Source organism: Bacillus haikouensis (assembly GCF_013179555.1).
Taxonomy (GTDB): Bacteria; Bacillota; Bacilli; order Bacillales; family Bacillaceae_B; genus Rossellomorea; species Rossellomorea haikouensis_A.
Window position 1 is genome coordinate 19,772 of the sequence record NZ_JABMCR010000003.1, and the last position, 16,482, is coordinate 36,253.

The 16,482-nt window shown below is 40.1% G+C and carries 20 protein-coding genes; 17 read left to right on the forward strand and 3 right to left on the reverse strand.

The genetic code is table 11. The features are described from left to right. The first annotated feature begins 5 nt into the window (after window positions 1-5). Together HP456_RS00675 and HP456_RS00680 are read left to right on the forward strand one after the other, a co-directional pair. Complete coding sequence (locus HP456_RS00675) at window positions 6-533, forward strand: histidine phosphatase family protein (RefSeq protein WP_172248083.1); 528 nt, start codon at window positions 6-8, stop codon at window positions 531-533. A gap of 16 nt (window positions 534-549) precedes the next feature. After that, window positions 550-717: a hypothetical protein gene (locus tag HP456_RS00680; RefSeq protein ID WP_172248084.1), complete on the forward strand. Its 168-nt coding sequence runs from the start codon at window positions 550-552 to the stop codon at window positions 715-717. Window positions 718-1,166: 449 nt separating this feature from the next. On the opposite strand, the gene HP456_RS00685 is transcribed toward HP456_RS00680, so the two are convergent. Further along, entirely contained in the window at window positions 1,167-2,375 is a 1,209-nt protein-coding gene (locus HP456_RS00685; protein ID WP_172248085.1) for an MFS transporter, read from the reverse strand. Further along, on the reverse strand, window positions 2,372-3,412 hold the full coding sequence (locus tag HP456_RS00690; protein ID WP_172248086.1) for an ArsR/SmtB family transcription factor: 1,041 nt from the start codon (window positions 3,410-3,412) through the stop codon (window positions 2,372-2,374). Before HP456_RS00690 ends, HP456_RS00685 begins: the two co-directional genes overlap by 4 nt. Before the next feature lie 174 nt (window positions 3,413-3,586). Here HP456_RS00690 and HP456_RS00695 point away from each other — a divergent pair, with 174 nt between their 5' ends. The 15 genes from HP456_RS00695 to HP456_RS00765 all read left to right on the forward strand — a co-directional run bounded on the left by HP456_RS00695 (window position 3,587) and on the right by HP456_RS00765 (window position 15,533). Continuing rightward, a complete protein-coding gene (locus HP456_RS00695) occupies window positions 3,587-4,009 on the forward strand; it encodes a VOC family protein (RefSeq protein WP_172248087.1) in 423 nt (140 codons plus the stop codon). A gap of 100 nt (window positions 4,010-4,109) precedes the next feature. After that, window positions 4,110-5,033, forward strand: a complete 924-nt coding sequence (locus HP456_RS00700; RefSeq protein ID WP_172248088.1) for an AAA family ATPase — start codon at window positions 4,110-4,112, stop codon at window positions 5,031-5,033. Next, window positions 5,030-6,130 (forward strand): DUF58 domain-containing protein, encoded by a 1,101-nt coding sequence (locus HP456_RS00705; RefSeq protein ID WP_172248089.1) that lies wholly within the window; start codon window positions 5,030-5,032, stop codon window positions 6,128-6,130. Before HP456_RS00700 ends, HP456_RS00705 begins: the two co-directional genes overlap by 4 nt. A gap of 122 nt (window positions 6,131-6,252) precedes the next feature. Beyond that, the gene (locus HP456_RS00710) at window positions 6,253-6,735 is read left to right on the forward strand and encodes an NUDIX hydrolase (RefSeq protein WP_172248090.1); all 483 of its coding nucleotides are present in this window, start codon (window positions 6,253-6,255) and stop codon (window positions 6,733-6,735) included. A 227-nt stretch (window positions 6,736-6,962) separates the two neighbouring features. After that, window positions 6,963-7,460: a GNAT family N-acetyltransferase gene (locus tag HP456_RS00715; RefSeq protein WP_172248091.1), complete on the forward strand. Its 498-nt coding sequence runs from the start codon at window positions 6,963-6,965 to the stop codon at window positions 7,458-7,460. Window positions 7,461-7,614: 154 nt separating this feature from the next. Next, on the forward strand, window positions 7,615-8,415 hold the full coding sequence (locus HP456_RS00720) for a PP2C family serine/threonine-protein phosphatase (protein ID WP_172248092.1): 801 nt from the start codon (window positions 7,615-7,617) through the stop codon (window positions 8,413-8,415). 215 nt (window positions 8,416-8,630) lie between these two features. After that, window positions 8,631-8,867, forward strand: coding sequence for a hypothetical protein (locus HP456_RS00725; protein ID WP_172248093.1), 237 nt, complete (start codon window positions 8,631-8,633; stop codon window positions 8,865-8,867). Window positions 8,868-8,929: 62 nt separating this feature from the next. Further along, a complete protein-coding gene (locus tag HP456_RS00730) occupies window positions 8,930-9,694 on the forward strand; it encodes an aminoglycoside phosphotransferase family protein (protein WP_172248094.1) in 765 nt (254 codons plus the stop codon). Between the two features lie 285 nt (window positions 9,695-9,979). Next, the gene (locus HP456_RS00735; RefSeq protein WP_172248095.1) at window positions 9,980-10,807 is read left to right on the forward strand and encodes a DUF4037 domain-containing protein; all 828 of its coding nucleotides are present in this window, start codon (window positions 9,980-9,982) and stop codon (window positions 10,805-10,807) included. A 286-nt stretch (window positions 10,808-11,093) separates the two neighbouring features. Then, window positions 11,094-11,966 (forward strand): pirin family protein, encoded by an 873-nt coding sequence (locus HP456_RS00740; protein ID WP_172248096.1) that lies wholly within the window; start codon window positions 11,094-11,096, stop codon window positions 11,964-11,966. 62 nt (window positions 11,967-12,028) lie between these two features. Beyond that, complete coding sequence (locus HP456_RS00745; protein WP_172248097.1) at window positions 12,029-12,631, forward strand: nitroreductase family protein; 603 nt, start codon at window positions 12,029-12,031, stop codon at window positions 12,629-12,631. A 161-nt stretch (window positions 12,632-12,792) separates the two neighbouring features. Beyond that, window positions 12,793-13,137, forward strand: coding sequence for an ArsR/SmtB family transcription factor (locus tag HP456_RS00750; RefSeq protein WP_172248098.1), 345 nt, complete (start codon window positions 12,793-12,795; stop codon window positions 13,135-13,137). 19 nt (window positions 13,138-13,156) lie between these two features. Beyond that, window positions 13,157-14,446, forward strand: coding sequence for an arsenic transporter (locus HP456_RS00755; RefSeq protein WP_172248099.1), 1,290 nt, complete (start codon window positions 13,157-13,159; stop codon window positions 14,444-14,446). A 24-nt stretch (window positions 14,447-14,470) separates the two neighbouring features. Then, window positions 14,471-14,890 carry an arsenate reductase (thioredoxin) gene (gene arsC / locus HP456_RS00760; RefSeq protein WP_172248100.1) on the forward strand — a complete coding sequence of 140 codons (420 nt, stop codon included), beginning with the start codon at window positions 14,471-14,473 and terminating at the stop codon, window positions 14,888-14,890. Between the two features lie 142 nt (window positions 14,891-15,032). After that, complete coding sequence (locus tag HP456_RS00765) at window positions 15,033-15,533, forward strand: GNAT family N-acetyltransferase (RefSeq protein ID WP_172248101.1); 501 nt, start codon at window positions 15,033-15,035, stop codon at window positions 15,531-15,533. 70 nt (window positions 15,534-15,603) lie between these two features. Here the strand turns inward: HP456_RS00765 and HP456_RS00770 are convergent, their stop codons facing one another. After that, window positions 15,604-16,470 (reverse strand): permease, encoded by an 867-nt coding sequence (locus HP456_RS00770; protein ID WP_172248102.1) that lies wholly within the window; start codon window positions 16,468-16,470, stop codon window positions 15,604-15,606. Window positions 16,471-16,482 lie beyond the last annotated feature (12 nt).

The window sequence follows — 16,482 nt, forward strand, 5'->3', positions numbered from 1 at the left end:
CGTATATGATATACGCAGTCAGGCATGGACAAACGGATTTCAACAAAGAAGGCAGAATGCAGGGGAGAAACGGGCTGCCTTTAAATAAAGAAGGGCAAAGACAAGCTGTGAGGTTAAGGGAACAATTCAAAGATATAAAGTTCGACTATGTGTACTCCTCTCCTCAAGAAAGAGCCATGCAGACCGCTGAAATTTCAACAGGCATGAAGCCTATCATCGAGCCGCGGCTGGATGTATTTGATTTAGGGGAAGCCGACGGAATAAAGAAGCATGAAGTACAGCTTGATGGCATTCTTCCAAATAGAAACGTATATAGAGGAATGGAAAATATTCAAGATTACCTAAAGAGAGTATTCAGCTTTATGGAAGAACTGCAGCAGATGTGTGAAGGAAAAGAAGTGAACATACTTCTATCAGGGCACAGATGTACAACAGGCGGCATTGGGTCTTATTTTGAAGGTGTACCGGAAGATCAGAATATCTTGAGGTTTTCTTCGAACAACGGAGATTACAAAAAATATGAATTTGCCTAAAATGGATTAAAGGAAGATGAATGTTCAATCATCAATGTCATTCATTTCATATATACTTGCGATCATCAGTTTTACGAAAGGAAACCTGATTGCCAGTATAGGGGGACTGTTCTTAACGAGTCGATCGTTTTCATTGCCGCGGACGTTATTTTGGAGAAAAAGATACCGGATGAAGACAAACTAAGAAACAACTACCTAAAGACTAATATTTTCAGTGATGACTCTAAATACCGCTAATGATTTCTGTGCAAGACTTCGCTTTCCGCGGGTAGCCAGTTAGCCTCCTCGTCGCGTTCCGCTCCTGCGTGGTCTCACTTGTCTAGCTGCAGGGCTTAGAGGCACATGTCATAAGGCAAACCGACCAAGAAGGCAAAGTGCGCCTTCCAGGACGATTCGTCTTATGCCACCCGCCTTTTAGCAAAGCCCTTCCGCTTTTCTAATAAACTACTTTTCCCGAGTAGTCTTCGTTCGTCCTGCACTCCAATCAACCGCTGGAATAAGCTGAAAACAAAATGGAGATTTGAACAAAGCTAATGAAAATCCGAACTAATTGAATCATTTAATTCAAATTAGTTCAGGTTTTTTTTAGACTTACCACTTTTGTCCCAGCATCGTTCCTTATTCAAACATTTTTTATGTTTTTTCCTGCAATATGGACCGTTTTGATTGCATCATGGATTTAATCAGATAATATGTTCCCGGTATGAGGATGCAGCTGCCGATGATTAAATAAATGTATCTCATCTCCATCATGCTGACGGAAGAGAACAGGATTCCAAGAGGCATGGTGATCCGGAGGAACAACAAACGAACTGAACTTAATTGCGATAGTCGATCACGAGGTGTGGACTGTTGGAAAATAGATGCACTTTGAGCGTTGAAGAGTGGAAACATGATACCGCCGAACAGCTCACACAGCCAAGCAAGGTAAATGGAATCTACTAAAAATAGAAGCGAAAATGACAGACCGCCCCCGATTAAGCCTGCATACATAAAAACGGAGGTACGGGGTATTTTTCTGAGTAGAATAGTACCGATGGCATACCCTGCCGGGAAGGATCCCGCAAAGATGGCATACTCCCATTGTTCTCCGTTCAATTCGCTTCTAATGAACGGCACGCTTAAGACCATCGCAGCACCAACGGCGAATTGAACGAGTGAAGAAAGAAAAGTCAATCGTACAAGAACCGGTATGCTGAAAAAACTTTTATATCCTTCTTTCATTTCCGACCACCAAAATTTCCTTGTCCACACTGCCCCCTTTAGTTGATGCGGTAACTCGATTCGTGCAAGTGAAGCATAACTCAATAAAAATAAAAAGGCAGAAAGGACATAAACATAATGCATCGGAATCAGGAACAGAAATAATGAAGTCATTCCGGGTGCAAGAAAGCTCATTAACCGCATTGTCCCATCCAATAAACCGTTGGCGTTTACCAGATCTTCTTCTTTGCAAAGGTCAGGCACCAATGAAAATGAAAGACTTGCATAAATCGGCTGCACTAAACCGAGGGTGCATTGAAGGATAATCAAGCCAATGATTGCCGATGTATCATTCCCCATAGCATAACCCAATAAAGGAAACAAATAGACGACTGCCCTGATCAACTGCATATTCTTTAACAGTTTCTCCTTTACCACATGATTCAGGAATGGAGCACTTACACTTTGCAGAATCAATGAAGGCATGAAATAAATAAGCCACAGGGCACCCATCCATTCCTTGGAGCCGGTAATTTCATATAATAATAGACCATTAATGATCCCTCCCGCTGTCCCCGCGAACTCTGATACGATTTCTCCGGTCCATAATGCTTTGAAGCCAGTAGAATATCTTTTCATTGTCTTGTTCCCAGAAATTGATGAAGTTTATGCGATAAAGAATGAATTTGTGGTTCATTTGCCGAGTAAATACCTTTATCTGCCCTGATGAATTTTGCAGCTTTTAATATGGAAAGCTGGTGGTGGACCGTCGTTTTGGAAATATTGAACCGGCCGCTGATATCCTGGAGGGAGAGGGGACCTTTCACAAGTTCGTAAAGTAATTTTAAACGGGTCTCGTCTCCCAACGCTTTATGCCCATTAATCAGTTCCTTTCCAGGGATTCCGGGTTCTAATAAGTACTCTTCTTTGATCGGATAGAAGAAGAGTTTTGTATCTGAAGTTCGTTGTTCCATTACCCACGGCCGGTAGGAAACATGGGGAATCAATTTGATTGTCCAAATCGACGGCTCAGGTATGTAGTGTACCCCTCCGGTTATTCGTATTATTTCCTCAATTGGATTGGATTCATCCAACGAACCACCCAGGCTGCTTTCATATTGTAAAGCCTTTCCCCATTTGGACCATTCTTCTTTTTTGCTTATCCAGGCAAACCATTCCTGTACAGAACTCAGCAATAAATCCCTTAACTCATCAAAATGGATGGCGGACAGATTAAGAATATATGCTTTGAGAAATTCGTGGCCGTCAAATTTTTCTGCATACTCATGTAAAAGTTTGTTATCTAACATGCTGACGGCAAGGGATGTTCTTGTGTTTTCACTATGTCTATCTTTATAAGGGAGCACTGTTTCATAAAATTCGTCGGGTGTAAGTTGGTTAAGTGAATTCGAAAAATCCTGAATGGTTTCTGCAGACAATTTATTTTGAATCATAATTAAGGTGTACCAGAAGTTTGTGTCTTCGATCCAGTTCATGGCATTAGTTAACGCATGCGGCATTGACTGACTGTCTTTTTTCCACTTACCATCAAAATCAAAGGTATGTCGGAGTTTAGAATGCGTGTAACCTGCCATTCCTAAAATGACTTCCCAAACAGGTGATGATTCAACTTTTATGGTTGGAGTTTCTTTGGATTGGGGTAAATAGTATTTCATTACTTTCCTCCTTTTGGTAAAGCGGGTTGATTATAGAATATACTCAGACGAAAAAATATTCAATATATTTCGAATTAATAATTTGATAAAAATTAAATATGGGAATATATCCAAATTTAAAGGTTTTCACTTATTGAATGAAGAAATAGTAACTCAGATAAGGGAGGAATTTAAATGAATGAAAAGCTTATTCGAGTGGGTACAACCTATATCCCAGTAAGTAATGTGGAGCATGCTGCAGTATGGTACGAAGTAAAACTGGGTGCAGTGGTGAATTATAAAGATGATGGGAAAGCCATACTGGATCTTGCAAATCAGAGCCTATTTCTTGTAAAAGCAGAAAAGGGGCAGTCAGCAAACTTTCGAGACCATAAAGGGGAAGTGAGATTTTCGATGACATTCGAGGTGGATGGTCTGGATGCATTGCATTCCCTCCGCACAGATTTAATTGAAAAAGGAGTGGCTGCCGGTGAAATCGAGAACAGAGGTCATAGTGGCAGAAACTTTGTTTTCACCGATCCCGATGGTAATAAGTTTGATGTCTGGAGTGAGTTGAGCCCTATCTTTAAAGAAAGGTTTCTACAACGAGGGCGGTAGTTGAGGGTTATTTAGGGTGTGGGAGATTCATCTTCCTTTAGTTAACTGAAATTCGTTCGATAGGTTTGTTACATATTATCAGATAGAAAGAGTTGGAATTATGCTGCAAAAAATTAAAGAAAATGTATCAAAAGTTATGATAGACAAAGAGAAAGAAATAGAATTGATGATCATCGCTTTATTGAGCGAGGGCCATGTCTTACTGGAAGACGTACCCGGAACCGGAAAGACGACCATGGCAAAGTGCTTTTCAAAAAGCATCGATGGTACATTCAATCGGCTGCAATTCACTCCGGATACACTTCCTTCCGACATTGTAGGGCAGGAGTATTTTGATATGAAGACGAGTGATTTCAAAGTGAGGAAGGGACCGGTATTCAATAACATTCTTCTAATAGATGAAATCAACCGAGCGGTCCCGCGTACACAATCTGCCCTGCTGGAATTGATGGAAGAAAAGCATGTCACTTTGGGTGGCGTGACATATCATCTCCCAAATCCATTCTGTGTCATTGCCACTCAAAATCCATTTGATTCAATCGGGACCTTCCCGTTGCCGGATGCACAACTCGACCGCTTTCTTCTGACAATTAAACAGGGCTACCCGTCACCTGAAAAGGAAAAAGCGATGTTGAGAAGATTCCGTTCCTCCAACCCGATGGAATTCATTGAGAGCGTTATTTCAACTGAAAGTATTCTCATGTTAAAAAAACAAGTAAAAAAAGTCATCGTCTCAGAAGTAATTGAAGACTATCTAATGGACATCGTGCAAAAGACACGACAGCATGATTATGTGGAAACAGGAGTAAGTCCGAGGGGGTCACTTGCTTATATAAGAGCCATTCAATCAAGAGCATTCTTGTACGAACGGGATTATTGTACACCTGATGATGTAAAAACACTTGCCATGCCACTCTTAGCTCACAGAATCAGATTAAATGTCGAAGGTGAAGTGAAAACATCAAAAGAAACAATCATCGAGGAGATACTTGATAATACACCAGTCCCAGTCGAATCAGTATGAAAGTTTATAAAGAAGCGCCGTTCATCCTCGTTCCGATTGTCTTGATTTTGGATGTCATCCTGCTGGTGGTCAGCTGCTTTGCCGGTTATTCCATTCTCGTTTTTCTTTTTTCGCTGATTTTGTCACTGGCAATCCTGTCCCGCTGTTATTTGAAGTATCAGCATAATAAAATATCGTGGAGCTTCAAGAAATACGTGGAATCATCTAGTATAGACGAAACAGTCAAATGTTTTATAGAGGTGAAAAATGATTCATCACTGCCGATTTATCACTTGAAGTTGAATATAGAAAGCAGGAATGATAAAGAACTGGTTTTTACCGACGGGAAGAAAGAAAGCAGCATTTTTTCCATCAAGATTGATCTCCCTCCGAAATCACATAAAACAATTGTCGTTTTGGTAAAAGGAAAAAGCAGGGGGGATCATCAATGGTGCAATGTTGAACTTCTGTTGAGGGATCCGCTATTGATGCAAGCCTTTCGTTTGGAATATGACCATAACACACTCCCCAAGTTTAAAGTGGTTCCCCGTATCTTTAAATTAAATGACCTGAGGCTTACATCCATGCTGCAGGGATATAAACTGACCAATCATTCTTTATTTTTGGACGAGACAAGCATTATCGGTACGAAAGAGTATGAACGTGAAAGTTTCCGGCATATCCATTGGCTGGCCACTGCGAAAGAGAATAAACTGCTCGCCAAGAAATTTCAGAAGGTACATGGGGATGAATATTCCGTATTCCTCAACATGGTGGGATCGGGTCAATTTCACCTAAGAAAGGATATGGAAGAGCTGATAGAATACACAGTTTCGGTATGCCTGTACTTAATAAATGAAGGGTGCAAGGTTGAGCTGTGGGTGAATTATTCTAAAGGAAACCATGAAATTCTACGATTGAAAAACGATTTGGATCGGATTCAATTGAAGAAAATCATTTCGACTCTCGCTCTGATCAATCCAAATGGGGGGTTTTTCCCGACCGAGCACTTTTTTAAATATTCTCTCAGATTAAAAGACAGCAAGTCACTCGGATTGGTCATTGGAACACCACCAAAACCAAACCGGAGAGAACAGCTTTTGCATATTAAGAAGTAAATAAAGCATGTGAGTCATCCCAAAAGGGGGAGCACAAACAAAATAAACTGCTTGAATTCAGCGGTGATCCAATTGAAGGTTTGATTCGTTAGGGTATTTACTGGAAAATCAGGAGGGATTATATGCACATGCCTACACACATCGTGGCAGTGGGGGGAATTGTTGAAGACAGGAATGGTAACATTCTATTAGTGAAAACAGTTCACAGAGGATGGGAATATCCTGGAGGCCAAGTGGAAGTCGGAGAAAATCTTACGGATGCGTTAATAAGAGAGATAAAAGAGGAAAGTGGAATCGATACAGAAGTATCGCAAATGATTGGTGTTTACTCCAATACCGGAAAGTATATGTGGCATGATGGTGAAACAGAAGTGCCAACCAAGGTGATGTTTGATTTTATTTGTCATGATATCGGCGGAGAACTTGGTGTCTCTGAGGAAACAACAGGCAGCATGTGGGTGAAAAGAGACAATGTACTGAATTTTATCGAAACACCAGCACTTCGCACAAGGTTTCAGTCTTATCTAGACTTCTCGGGAAAGCTAAACTATATGGAGTACGTAACGAAGCCTTTTTTTAAATTGAAAGAGAAAAGGACGGTATAATAGATAGAAGACTTAAGAACGACTGATCTTATATATGAATGAAAAGAAGCTTCAGAGTTATTACTGGAGCTTCCTTTTTTTGGTTCATGATTTTTTTTCAAGAAATTTAATTTTTAAAAATCATTGAGTAATTACAAGGAATTTGGAATAATTGGTATTATCTTACTGGAGGGGAGAGCATCCCCAGGAAACGTTAATTAAATATGAAGGAAAGATGGAGGACGTATATGAATATTAAAGAAGTACGCAGTGAAGATGCAGAGAGACTCAGGAACTTGATCATAGAAGTCGAATCAAGTGCTGAGTATATGCTCATGGAGCCCGGGGAACGCCAGAGTACAATAGAGCAGCAAAGAAAGATGATAGCCCGGATTCAGAAACAGGAAAACGCAGTGATATTGGCTGCAGAGAATGATGGCAGCTTCGTAGGATACTTAATGGCGATTGGCGGTACTGTGAATAGAACAAGGCATTCAGCATACCTTGTCGTCGGCATCCTGAAAGACTTCAGGGGTCAAGGAGTTGGGACTGCACTATTTCAATCAGTGGCAGAGTGGGCGAAGAAATACGGTATATCCCGTCTGGAACTCACCGCCGTAACCAGAAACACTGCAGGAATAAAACTCTTTCAGAAGAGCGGATTTGAAATTGAAGGTACAAAGCGAAATTCACTAATCATTAATGGAGAGCTTCATAATGAATATTATATGTCCAAATTGCTTTAACCAGATATTGATACTTCCCTTGATGAGTTTAAACAACTGGGGACGAAATATGGAGAAAGGGCTATGGTGGCAAAGCAGGTTCTGACTGGAGAGAAGGTCGTAGAAAAAGTGAATATGCTGCACAAGAATAAATAAAATAAAAGGAGTCAAATTCATGAATGAATTCAGTTGGGTTGGGAGTCACAAAAGCTATGTAGATAAAGCTTGCGTACAATCTCTTCAAGGAGAGATTGTACTCGGTTTATTCGGCGGGAATTCATCCTCTGGTCAATTTAAGAACGAAGATGGCTGTCTTATATGGACCTCACCAGGAGAATGGGAGTTTGCTATGATCCTGGACGGGCATGATTCAGCAGAAAGCGTAGAATTAGTGATTCAAACATTTGAAAATAATAAAGATCTCGTACAAGAAATCATTCATAAACGGACAAGGGAAACTTTCGTTCGTTTACAAGAATTCATTTTAGAAACTTTCGTGAGTGAAAGTTTTAGAGAAGAAGCAGAAAAAGTACAAGGAGAAGCTGCCTGCTTATTTGTTCTAAGAAAGGATAATTATCTCTGGTGGTTTTCTGTTGGAGACTGTATCATTCATCTATTTCATCCTGAATTAGCAGCTTTAGGAGAGTTTCAGCAGAACCACAGAAGTTTTTATGAGTGGGTAGGCAACAACAGTACATTCAACAAGGCAGTACCCAGTTACAGCACAGGGACAAAAGAATTGAGAACAGGGGAGAATCAAATATTTTTGACAACAGACGGTCTGACTGAGTGTCAGAATACATATTTCTCAGAACCGGCAACCATCATGGATGCGTTCGGCAATGGGTCGCTTGTAGATGGAGTACATAATCTTTTACAAAAAATTAAAAGGAACCAGGTTAAGGATAGTACAACGATTGTAACCTGGAAGGTTATGAATAACCAGGTTGCAGTGATGCCGAGTGATATGAAATGAATGTGGGCAATTATTTCTTAATCCTTTCTATTCCATTTAGAGAAAGCAATTGAACTTTCAGAAAAATGAAACTTTTTTTCAGCAAGATCGTAAATTAGTTTGCAGCTCATAAAGGGGGGATCACCATTTATAAAAAAATCTTACCAATTCTGATCACTTTAGCAGCATTATTATTACTGAACTACTCATTTGTATTCTTCTTTAATAGCAAATTCGTGGACTATTCGTTTTTATCAGGAATCATCGGAGCTGTCGTCATTAAATTTTTCAATTCCTCTGGAAGCTTCACCGGGCGTCACATGGATACGCGGCTGCGGGGCACGACTGGTATCAAGCAAGAAATCCAGGAGAAACAATTTACCGCGACCACCGGTTTTTACACTGCCATCGGATACACTGTGGTCTCGGTCATAGTTTTATTTATCTATTACAAAGATTATTTTATTTCTTAATTTCAACCTCGGCGATGAGAGCTTTAAGTAAAAAATAATATCAATTATAGGTGACAGGGAAAATGAATCAATCATTGAAAAGGAAAATCGAGGCTGAAATAGGAAAGATAACTGCGATAAAACGTATGCCTGAGCAAGGCTGTACTTCTGTAGTGTTCCGCTTGGAGACAGTTGAACAATCATACTTATTAAAAAGTTCTTTCAAGGATAGATACAGAGTATGGTTGAGATCAGAAGCCCAAGTATTGCAGAAGTTTGAGTACGGGTCGACACCTCTTCCAGCGTTTTATGCATTCATCGAGGAAGAAAGGGCAAGTCATTTAATCATGTCTTATGTAGACGGTATTTCCCTCACATCGGCATTGAACCAAGCGGGTTCTCTATCAATAAAGAAGACTCTGATTACTGGTTTTGGAGAGTTTCTGAATCAATTTCATGAAACTGAACAGGTACAACCCGAAAAGGAACATTCATGGCTTGAACATCAATTCTCGTTAGCGAGTTCGTATGTGGAGTCCGGTCAGGCCGAAGGAGACATGAAGCTCCTTGAGTACATGATATCCAATAAGCCAAAGCCTGTCCGGCAAACCATGATCCATGGAGATTGCACAACTGATAACGTATTAGTGGTCAAGGGGAAAGTAGAGGTATTCATAGATGTATCGGGGATGACCGTTGGAGATCCTCGATATGATGAGGCTTTGGCCATAAGCAAGTTTCACGAACAGCCTGTTTTAAAGGAAGCATTTTATCAAGGATATTCGAGGAACCGGATATCCCAAACGGAATATGAGTATTTTGAGGAAGGATTATATATGTTTTTCTAATTTGAAATATAGGTGTATCAGCCATGAAAAGAATAATGGGTATCGGATCTACAGTCCATTGAATAGCAGCTTTTGTCACAATGCTCTTTGGTAATGATCATTTTTTTCTGCGTATTTTTTTCAGTCATAGGCTTTATATTTCGTTTTTTTGCACGTACAGAGAAGTATAAAAAAGCAGGACTCATCGGGCTGGCATCATTACAGTTATCTTCCTGCCCGTCATCATTACGACTTATTTTTGGAATCATCTATATCTTAATCTAAAACGAGCGAGGAATTATTCATATGCAGCATTTAAAGCATAAAGCACAAGAAATAGCGCAATTCTATACACAGAATCCTAAAGTGGATTCCCTATTGCTCGCAGGCTCCATTTCAAGGAACTGGCAGGATGAACATTCGGACATTGAATTGCACATTCTCTGGAGCGAGCCGCCAACTGATGAAGATCGATTGGCTCCTATTAAAAAAGCGACAGGCTCAATCCTGTCATTTCATCCTTATGAAGAAAAAGAATGGTCAGAAGCATATTTAACGCATAATGGAGTAAAGCTTGAAATCAGCAGCTTTCTGACTTCATCAGTCGAACGATTTGTAGACGATGTGGTAGTCAAATATGAATCGGATTATGATAAGCAATGTATTGCTGCTTCTTTCTATCATGGTGAATCACTATATGGGGAAGAAAAAATCAACGAATTAAAACATCACCTCATTCAATACCCGGTGGAATTATCTAAAGTAATGATCCTTGAGAACCTGCATCTCGGGAATCGATGGAATAACCGTCAGGCTCTATTAGAAAGACAAGACTGGCTTATGCTTTACTCTGTCATTTGTGAAGTTCAGACGAAACTGTTTGGCATATTATTCGGCTTGAATAAAATGTATGTCCATCATCCGTCCTTTAAATGGATGAAACAAAGTATCCACCTGATGAGTATTAAGCCAGTCAATCTTTATGAGAGAATGGCAGATATTTTGACAGGGAAACCGGAAAGCAGTATAAAGGAACTGACTGTTTTAATAATGGAAACGGCAGCACTTGTAGAAGAACGATTCCCTGAATTAATTAGCAGCGAGCTTAAAAATCGTTTGGAATATTTAAAATAAATGAAGGCAAATGCTTATTCTTACTTATAAGGAGATCGGTATGAAAAAGAATCTGATTGCAGCTGTCATCATCACAAGGAAGCTTCTTTGCGACAGCGGTCATTGCAAATACTGTATCGTTCTATCAAGCTGAAAATTCTTGTACGGACAATCTTAAGACACCAATTGCAAAGAAAGGTTTTTTGGCATTTAACTGGTCTGTCAGCTGTCGATGAGTTTTTAATTCAGGAGTGATTTAGAAGCGCTTAGGATAAGATACGATATTAGTTCGGAAGGAGACATATACATGTCATCATCACAACAAATCATGAAAAGAAGTGTAAAAGAATCATGGTATGTAAAATACGAAGAAGCGCAGTACCCGGCCATTCAAAAAGGATGGGTACTTCCAGTCGACCGGTGGGCTGAATTCGATCCTTTCATTCTAATGGCGGAAGACTGGTTTAAACGCGGTACCTTTTCCGACCATCCTCATAGAGGATTCCAAACAATCACATATGTCATTGATGGAAGGCTTGAACATATTGACAATGGAGGAAATCGGGATATATTGGAGCCTGGGGATCTACAATATATGAATGCAGGATGGACTGCCCGTCATGCAGAGGAAGGGGTGGATGATGATATTGCCCATACTCTTCAATTATGGATAAATCTGCCGAAGCAACTGAAGAACTCCGATACTTCCTATCAAAATGTCTATTCTGAACAAGCACCTAAAATTAATGTGGAAGGAGGGACGGTAAAAGTGTTCGCAGGTGAAGTTAACTCTGTAGAAGGACCTTTGAAAACACTTGTTCCTGTCACATTGAGTGAAATTACTCTGGAGTATGGTGCAGTTTATTCTCATTATCTGCCCGAGAATCACAACTCATTTATATACATGTTGTCCGGAGACGCAGAAATAGGTGAAAACAAGACAAATCTTCAGAAACACGGCGTAGCGACACTCACCTATAATGAACATGGAATCGGTGATAAGACCAGCGAAGTACTCATTAAATCAAATCACCGCCGTTCTAAGCTTCTCGTATATTCCGGTGCTCCCATAAAGGAAGAAATCGTTCCATATGGGCCATTCGTTATGAACTCGATGGAAGAAATTAGAGAAGCATTTCGGGATTTTCAAAATGGTAATTTCGGTCCTCAGGTTACATAAGTATAAGTAATTGCAGGATAGATTTTATATACGTAAGAGAAAGCATAAACGAGGTGATTTGAATGGATATTTTCGAAGCGATTAAAACAAGAAGAAGCATGGGACTTGTCAAGGATGAACCTGTCCCGAACGACGTCATTGCAAAAATTCTGGAAGCTGGGAATTGGGCACCAAGCCATCATCGAACTGAGCCTTGGCGATTTTATGTCTTGACAGGAGCTGGACGAAAGCCTCTTGGGGAAGCACTCGTGAAAATTGCAAAGGAAAATATGGAATCACCAGAGAGTGAAGAAAGTAAGGCAAAACTTGAAAAAACAGCTGGAAAACCATTACGTGCCCCGCTGATCATTACCGTTGCCGTCGAACCAAGTGACAACCCGAAAGTGATCGAAATAGAGGAATACGGAGCTGCCTATGCTGCAGCTCAAAATATGCTGCTGGCAGCACATGCCCTGGGATTGGCAGGAATCTGGAGAACCGGGAAACCGTGTTATCACACTTCAATGAATAAACTTTTCGGGTTATCCGATAAAGGGAAAGTACTGGGATTCCTTTACTTTGGATATCCGAAGAAAGAAGCACCCGCAGGGAAACGAAAGGATGTCAGCGGATGTATAACATGGCTTGGTGATGAGAAGGGTTTCGACCAGTTAATGAAGAATTGACAGAAATCAATATTAATAAGTATCAGGTTCAAAATGTTCGTGGAAAGCACTCGGAATTCATTTTCCGAGTGCTTTATTCATTTCTAGTGACTTTCCCTCTTGAACATATAAGTACATTATTATATATTAATACGTGAATGAAGCAGGGAGGTGTACGATACATGGAAGTACATGCTATAGAAATTGATCACTTTTCGAAAATACTGAAATTACTGGGAGATAAAACTCGTTTGACTATGGTGAAGATATTGGATACTAATGACTGTTGTGTGTGTGAATTTGTAGAAATGTTTAAAATGAGTCAACCTGCCATCAGCCAGCATGTCCGCAAGTTGAAAGACGCCGGGATAGTAAGGGAAAAGAGAAAAGGTCAATGGATCATTTATTCTCTTAATCGTGAAAGTGATGTGTTTCCGATGGTTAAGAGTCTTCTCCATCACCTTCCTGCTCAGGACTTCAAACTTACTGAGCTAGAAGAGCAAGGATTACGCATTTCATGTGAATAATAGGAGGTAACGAACAACAATGATAGTATTGGCATCCGTGATATTTCTTATCACACTTATCCTCGTCATCTGGCAGCCAAAAGGCTTATCGATCGGCTGGTCTGCCTGTGGAGGGGCAATCTTGGCCCTGATTGCAGGGGTAGTTGAATTTGATGATGTAATCGATGTAACATCGATTGTTTGGAATGCGACACTTGCGTTCATAGCAATCATCATTATTTCCCTTATTCTTGATGAAATTGGATTTTTCGAATGGGCTGCATTGCATATGGCGAGAGCAGCCAAAGGAAACGGTGTACGTATGTTCGTATATGTTTCCCTGCTGGGATCAGTCGTAGCCGCCTTGTTTGCTAACGATGGGGCCGCACTAATATTGACACCGATTGTATTAGCAATGGTTCGTAACCTGAATTTTAGTGAAAAACTGGTCTTTCCGTTTATCATTGCCTCTGGTTTCATTGCAGATACGACTTCTCTTCCATTAATAGTGAGTAACTTGGTCAATATCGTATCTGCAGACTTTTTTGACATTGGATTTGTTGAATATGCTTCAAGAATGATTGTACCGAACATATTCTCTCTGGGATCAAGCATACTGGTTCTATACTTGTTTTTCAGAAAAAGCATTCCAAAGGATTATGATCTTTCACAATTGAAGAAACCTGCAGAAGCGATCAAGGACCACAAAATGTTCAATTTGTCATGGCTCGTATTGTCAATATTGCTGGCGGGATATTTTGCAAGTGAATTTATCGGTGTTCAGGTATCAATCATTGCAGGAATCATCGCAATTTTCTTCTTATACATGGCAAGAAGAAGTCCAGCCGTAAATACGAAAACGGTTGTCAAAGGTGCACCGTGGGCGATCGTATTCTTCTCGATCGGAATGTACGTAGTCGTTTATGGACTTCGTAATGTGGGACTGACAAATGTCTTATCTGATGTCATCCAACTAACAGCTGATCAAGGTCTATTTACAGCAACCGTCGGGATGGGTTTCATCGCCGCAATCCTTTCATCGATAATGAATAACATGCCGACAGTCATGATAGATGCACTCGCGATTGCCGACACAGATACAACGGGGGTGATGAGAGAAGCTCTGATCTACGCGAATATCATCGGTTCCGATTTAGGGCCGAAAATCACACCGATTGGGTCGCTGGCCACATTGTTATGGCTTCACGTCCTCTCACTTAAAGGAGTGAAAATCACCTGGGGAACGTATTTCAAAACAGGAATACTTTTGACCATCCCGACATTGTTCATTACCCTTATTGGACTCTATATTTGGTTACTCATTATCTAATACATACTAAAGGAGACGATCTGCATGACTAAAAAAACTATCTATTTCTTATGTACAGGTAACTCTTGCCGCAGTCAAATGGCAGAAGGCTGGGCTAAAAAGCATTTAGGGGAAAACTGGAATGTTTATAGTGCCGGCATCGAAGCACACGGTTTGAATCCGAATGCTGTAAAAGCAATGAAAGAAGTCGATATTGACATCACTAACCAGACATCAGACATTATTGATTCTGATATTCTAAACAATGCTGACCTTGTAGTAACCCTCTGCGGCGATGCAGCGGATAAATGTCCGGTAACACCTCCACATGTTAAACGTGAACACTGGGGCTTTGATGACCCGGCAAAAGCGGAAGGTACAGAAGAAACAAAATGGGCGTTCTTTCAACGCGTACGTAATGAAATAGGAGAAAGAATCGAGCGTTTTGCATATACTGGTCAATAGGTGAGTATAACCAAAGGAAAAGGACGTCTTGGTTTTTATATAATAATCGTGAATTATAAGAAAGCTTCTACTTGTAGAAGCTTTCTTTATTTAATAAACTGAAGAATATTAAACATGAAATTACTGACGGGCAGGTGGCAGAATGAAAGAAGAGATCATAATTGAAAAAATGCTCACTGAACATTGGGATGAAGTTCGAAAGATATATCTGGAGGGAATTGCTACTGGTAATGCAACGTTTCAGAAAGAAGCACCCATATGGGAAGTATGGAATCAATCACATCTTACTGATTGTCGTATCATTGCTCATTCCCACGGTCAAGTTACAGGATGGGCTGCATTAAGTCCAGTCTCAAACCGATGTGTCTATACTGGAGTAGCAGAAGTAAGTGTTTATGTCTCACAAGCAAAAGTAAATTCCGGGGTAGGAAGCAGCTTATTGAAGCGATTAATAGAATTGTCCGAGGATTGTGGAATCTGGACTTTACAATCTGGGATCTTCCCGGAAAATCTTCCGAGCCTTCACCTGCATCTGAAGCATGGATTTCGTGAGGTAGGGCGGCGTGAACGTATCGGGAAAATGGATGGTATGTGGAGAGATGTTGTCTTAGTGGAAAGAAGAAGCGGAAAAACAGGGATTTAAATAGTCCTCTATATAAACGCAAAAATGGAAAACGATTGAATTCATCTTTCGCTTTCCATTTTTGGTGAATTTATATGAAATAAAAGATGAATCCTGAAATGGTGGACATGGTGACAACACTCAATATAAATGTGATGACTAGTTCTTTTTTAAAAATGGATTTTAATAATATTACTTCAGGAAGACTGGCACCTGCAGAACTGATCATCATAGCCATGACAGGACCTAGTGCCATCCCTTTTAAAATTAAGATCTGAGATATTGGAATCATACTGGATAGACGTATATAAAGCGGTATTCCAATGATGGCTGCAATCGGAATCAGCCACCAATGATCCTTCCCAAAGAAAGATGAAACCCATTCTGTGGGTACTATACCATGAATAATAGCTCCAATGACAGCTCCCAGAAGTAGATAAGGATAGACACTTTTGATTAATGCGATTGTCTCATTCATTGCCAATCGGATATCGAATTTATTTGTACTTTCCTCGTATCCCGACATCGTCACATTTTTTACATATTTATTAAAATGTAAAGCCTCAAGTATAAAGCCGATAACAACGGAAAATAGAATGGTTACAACTGTATAGATGATCGCCACTTTCCAACCCAAAAGCACACCCATAATCGTTAAGATTGTCGGGTCTAAAACAGGGGAGGCAAAAAGAAATATCATAACGATCCCAAAAGACATATTCTTTTTGAGCATATTGACGACCACTGGTATGGTGGAACAAGAGCAGAATGGAGTAATAAAAGCAAAGATGATTGCTGCTGCTGCACCTATTACCTTATTTTTTCCTGATAATTTCTCCTCAACCTTCTCATAAGGAATAATTCCCTGAAGTAAGCTGATTGCAAATGAAATCACGATAAATAAAACTGTTAGCTCCAATGCAATAGAAAGGAAGCTTTTTACTGTTTCTTCCCACATTGTAATTCCCCC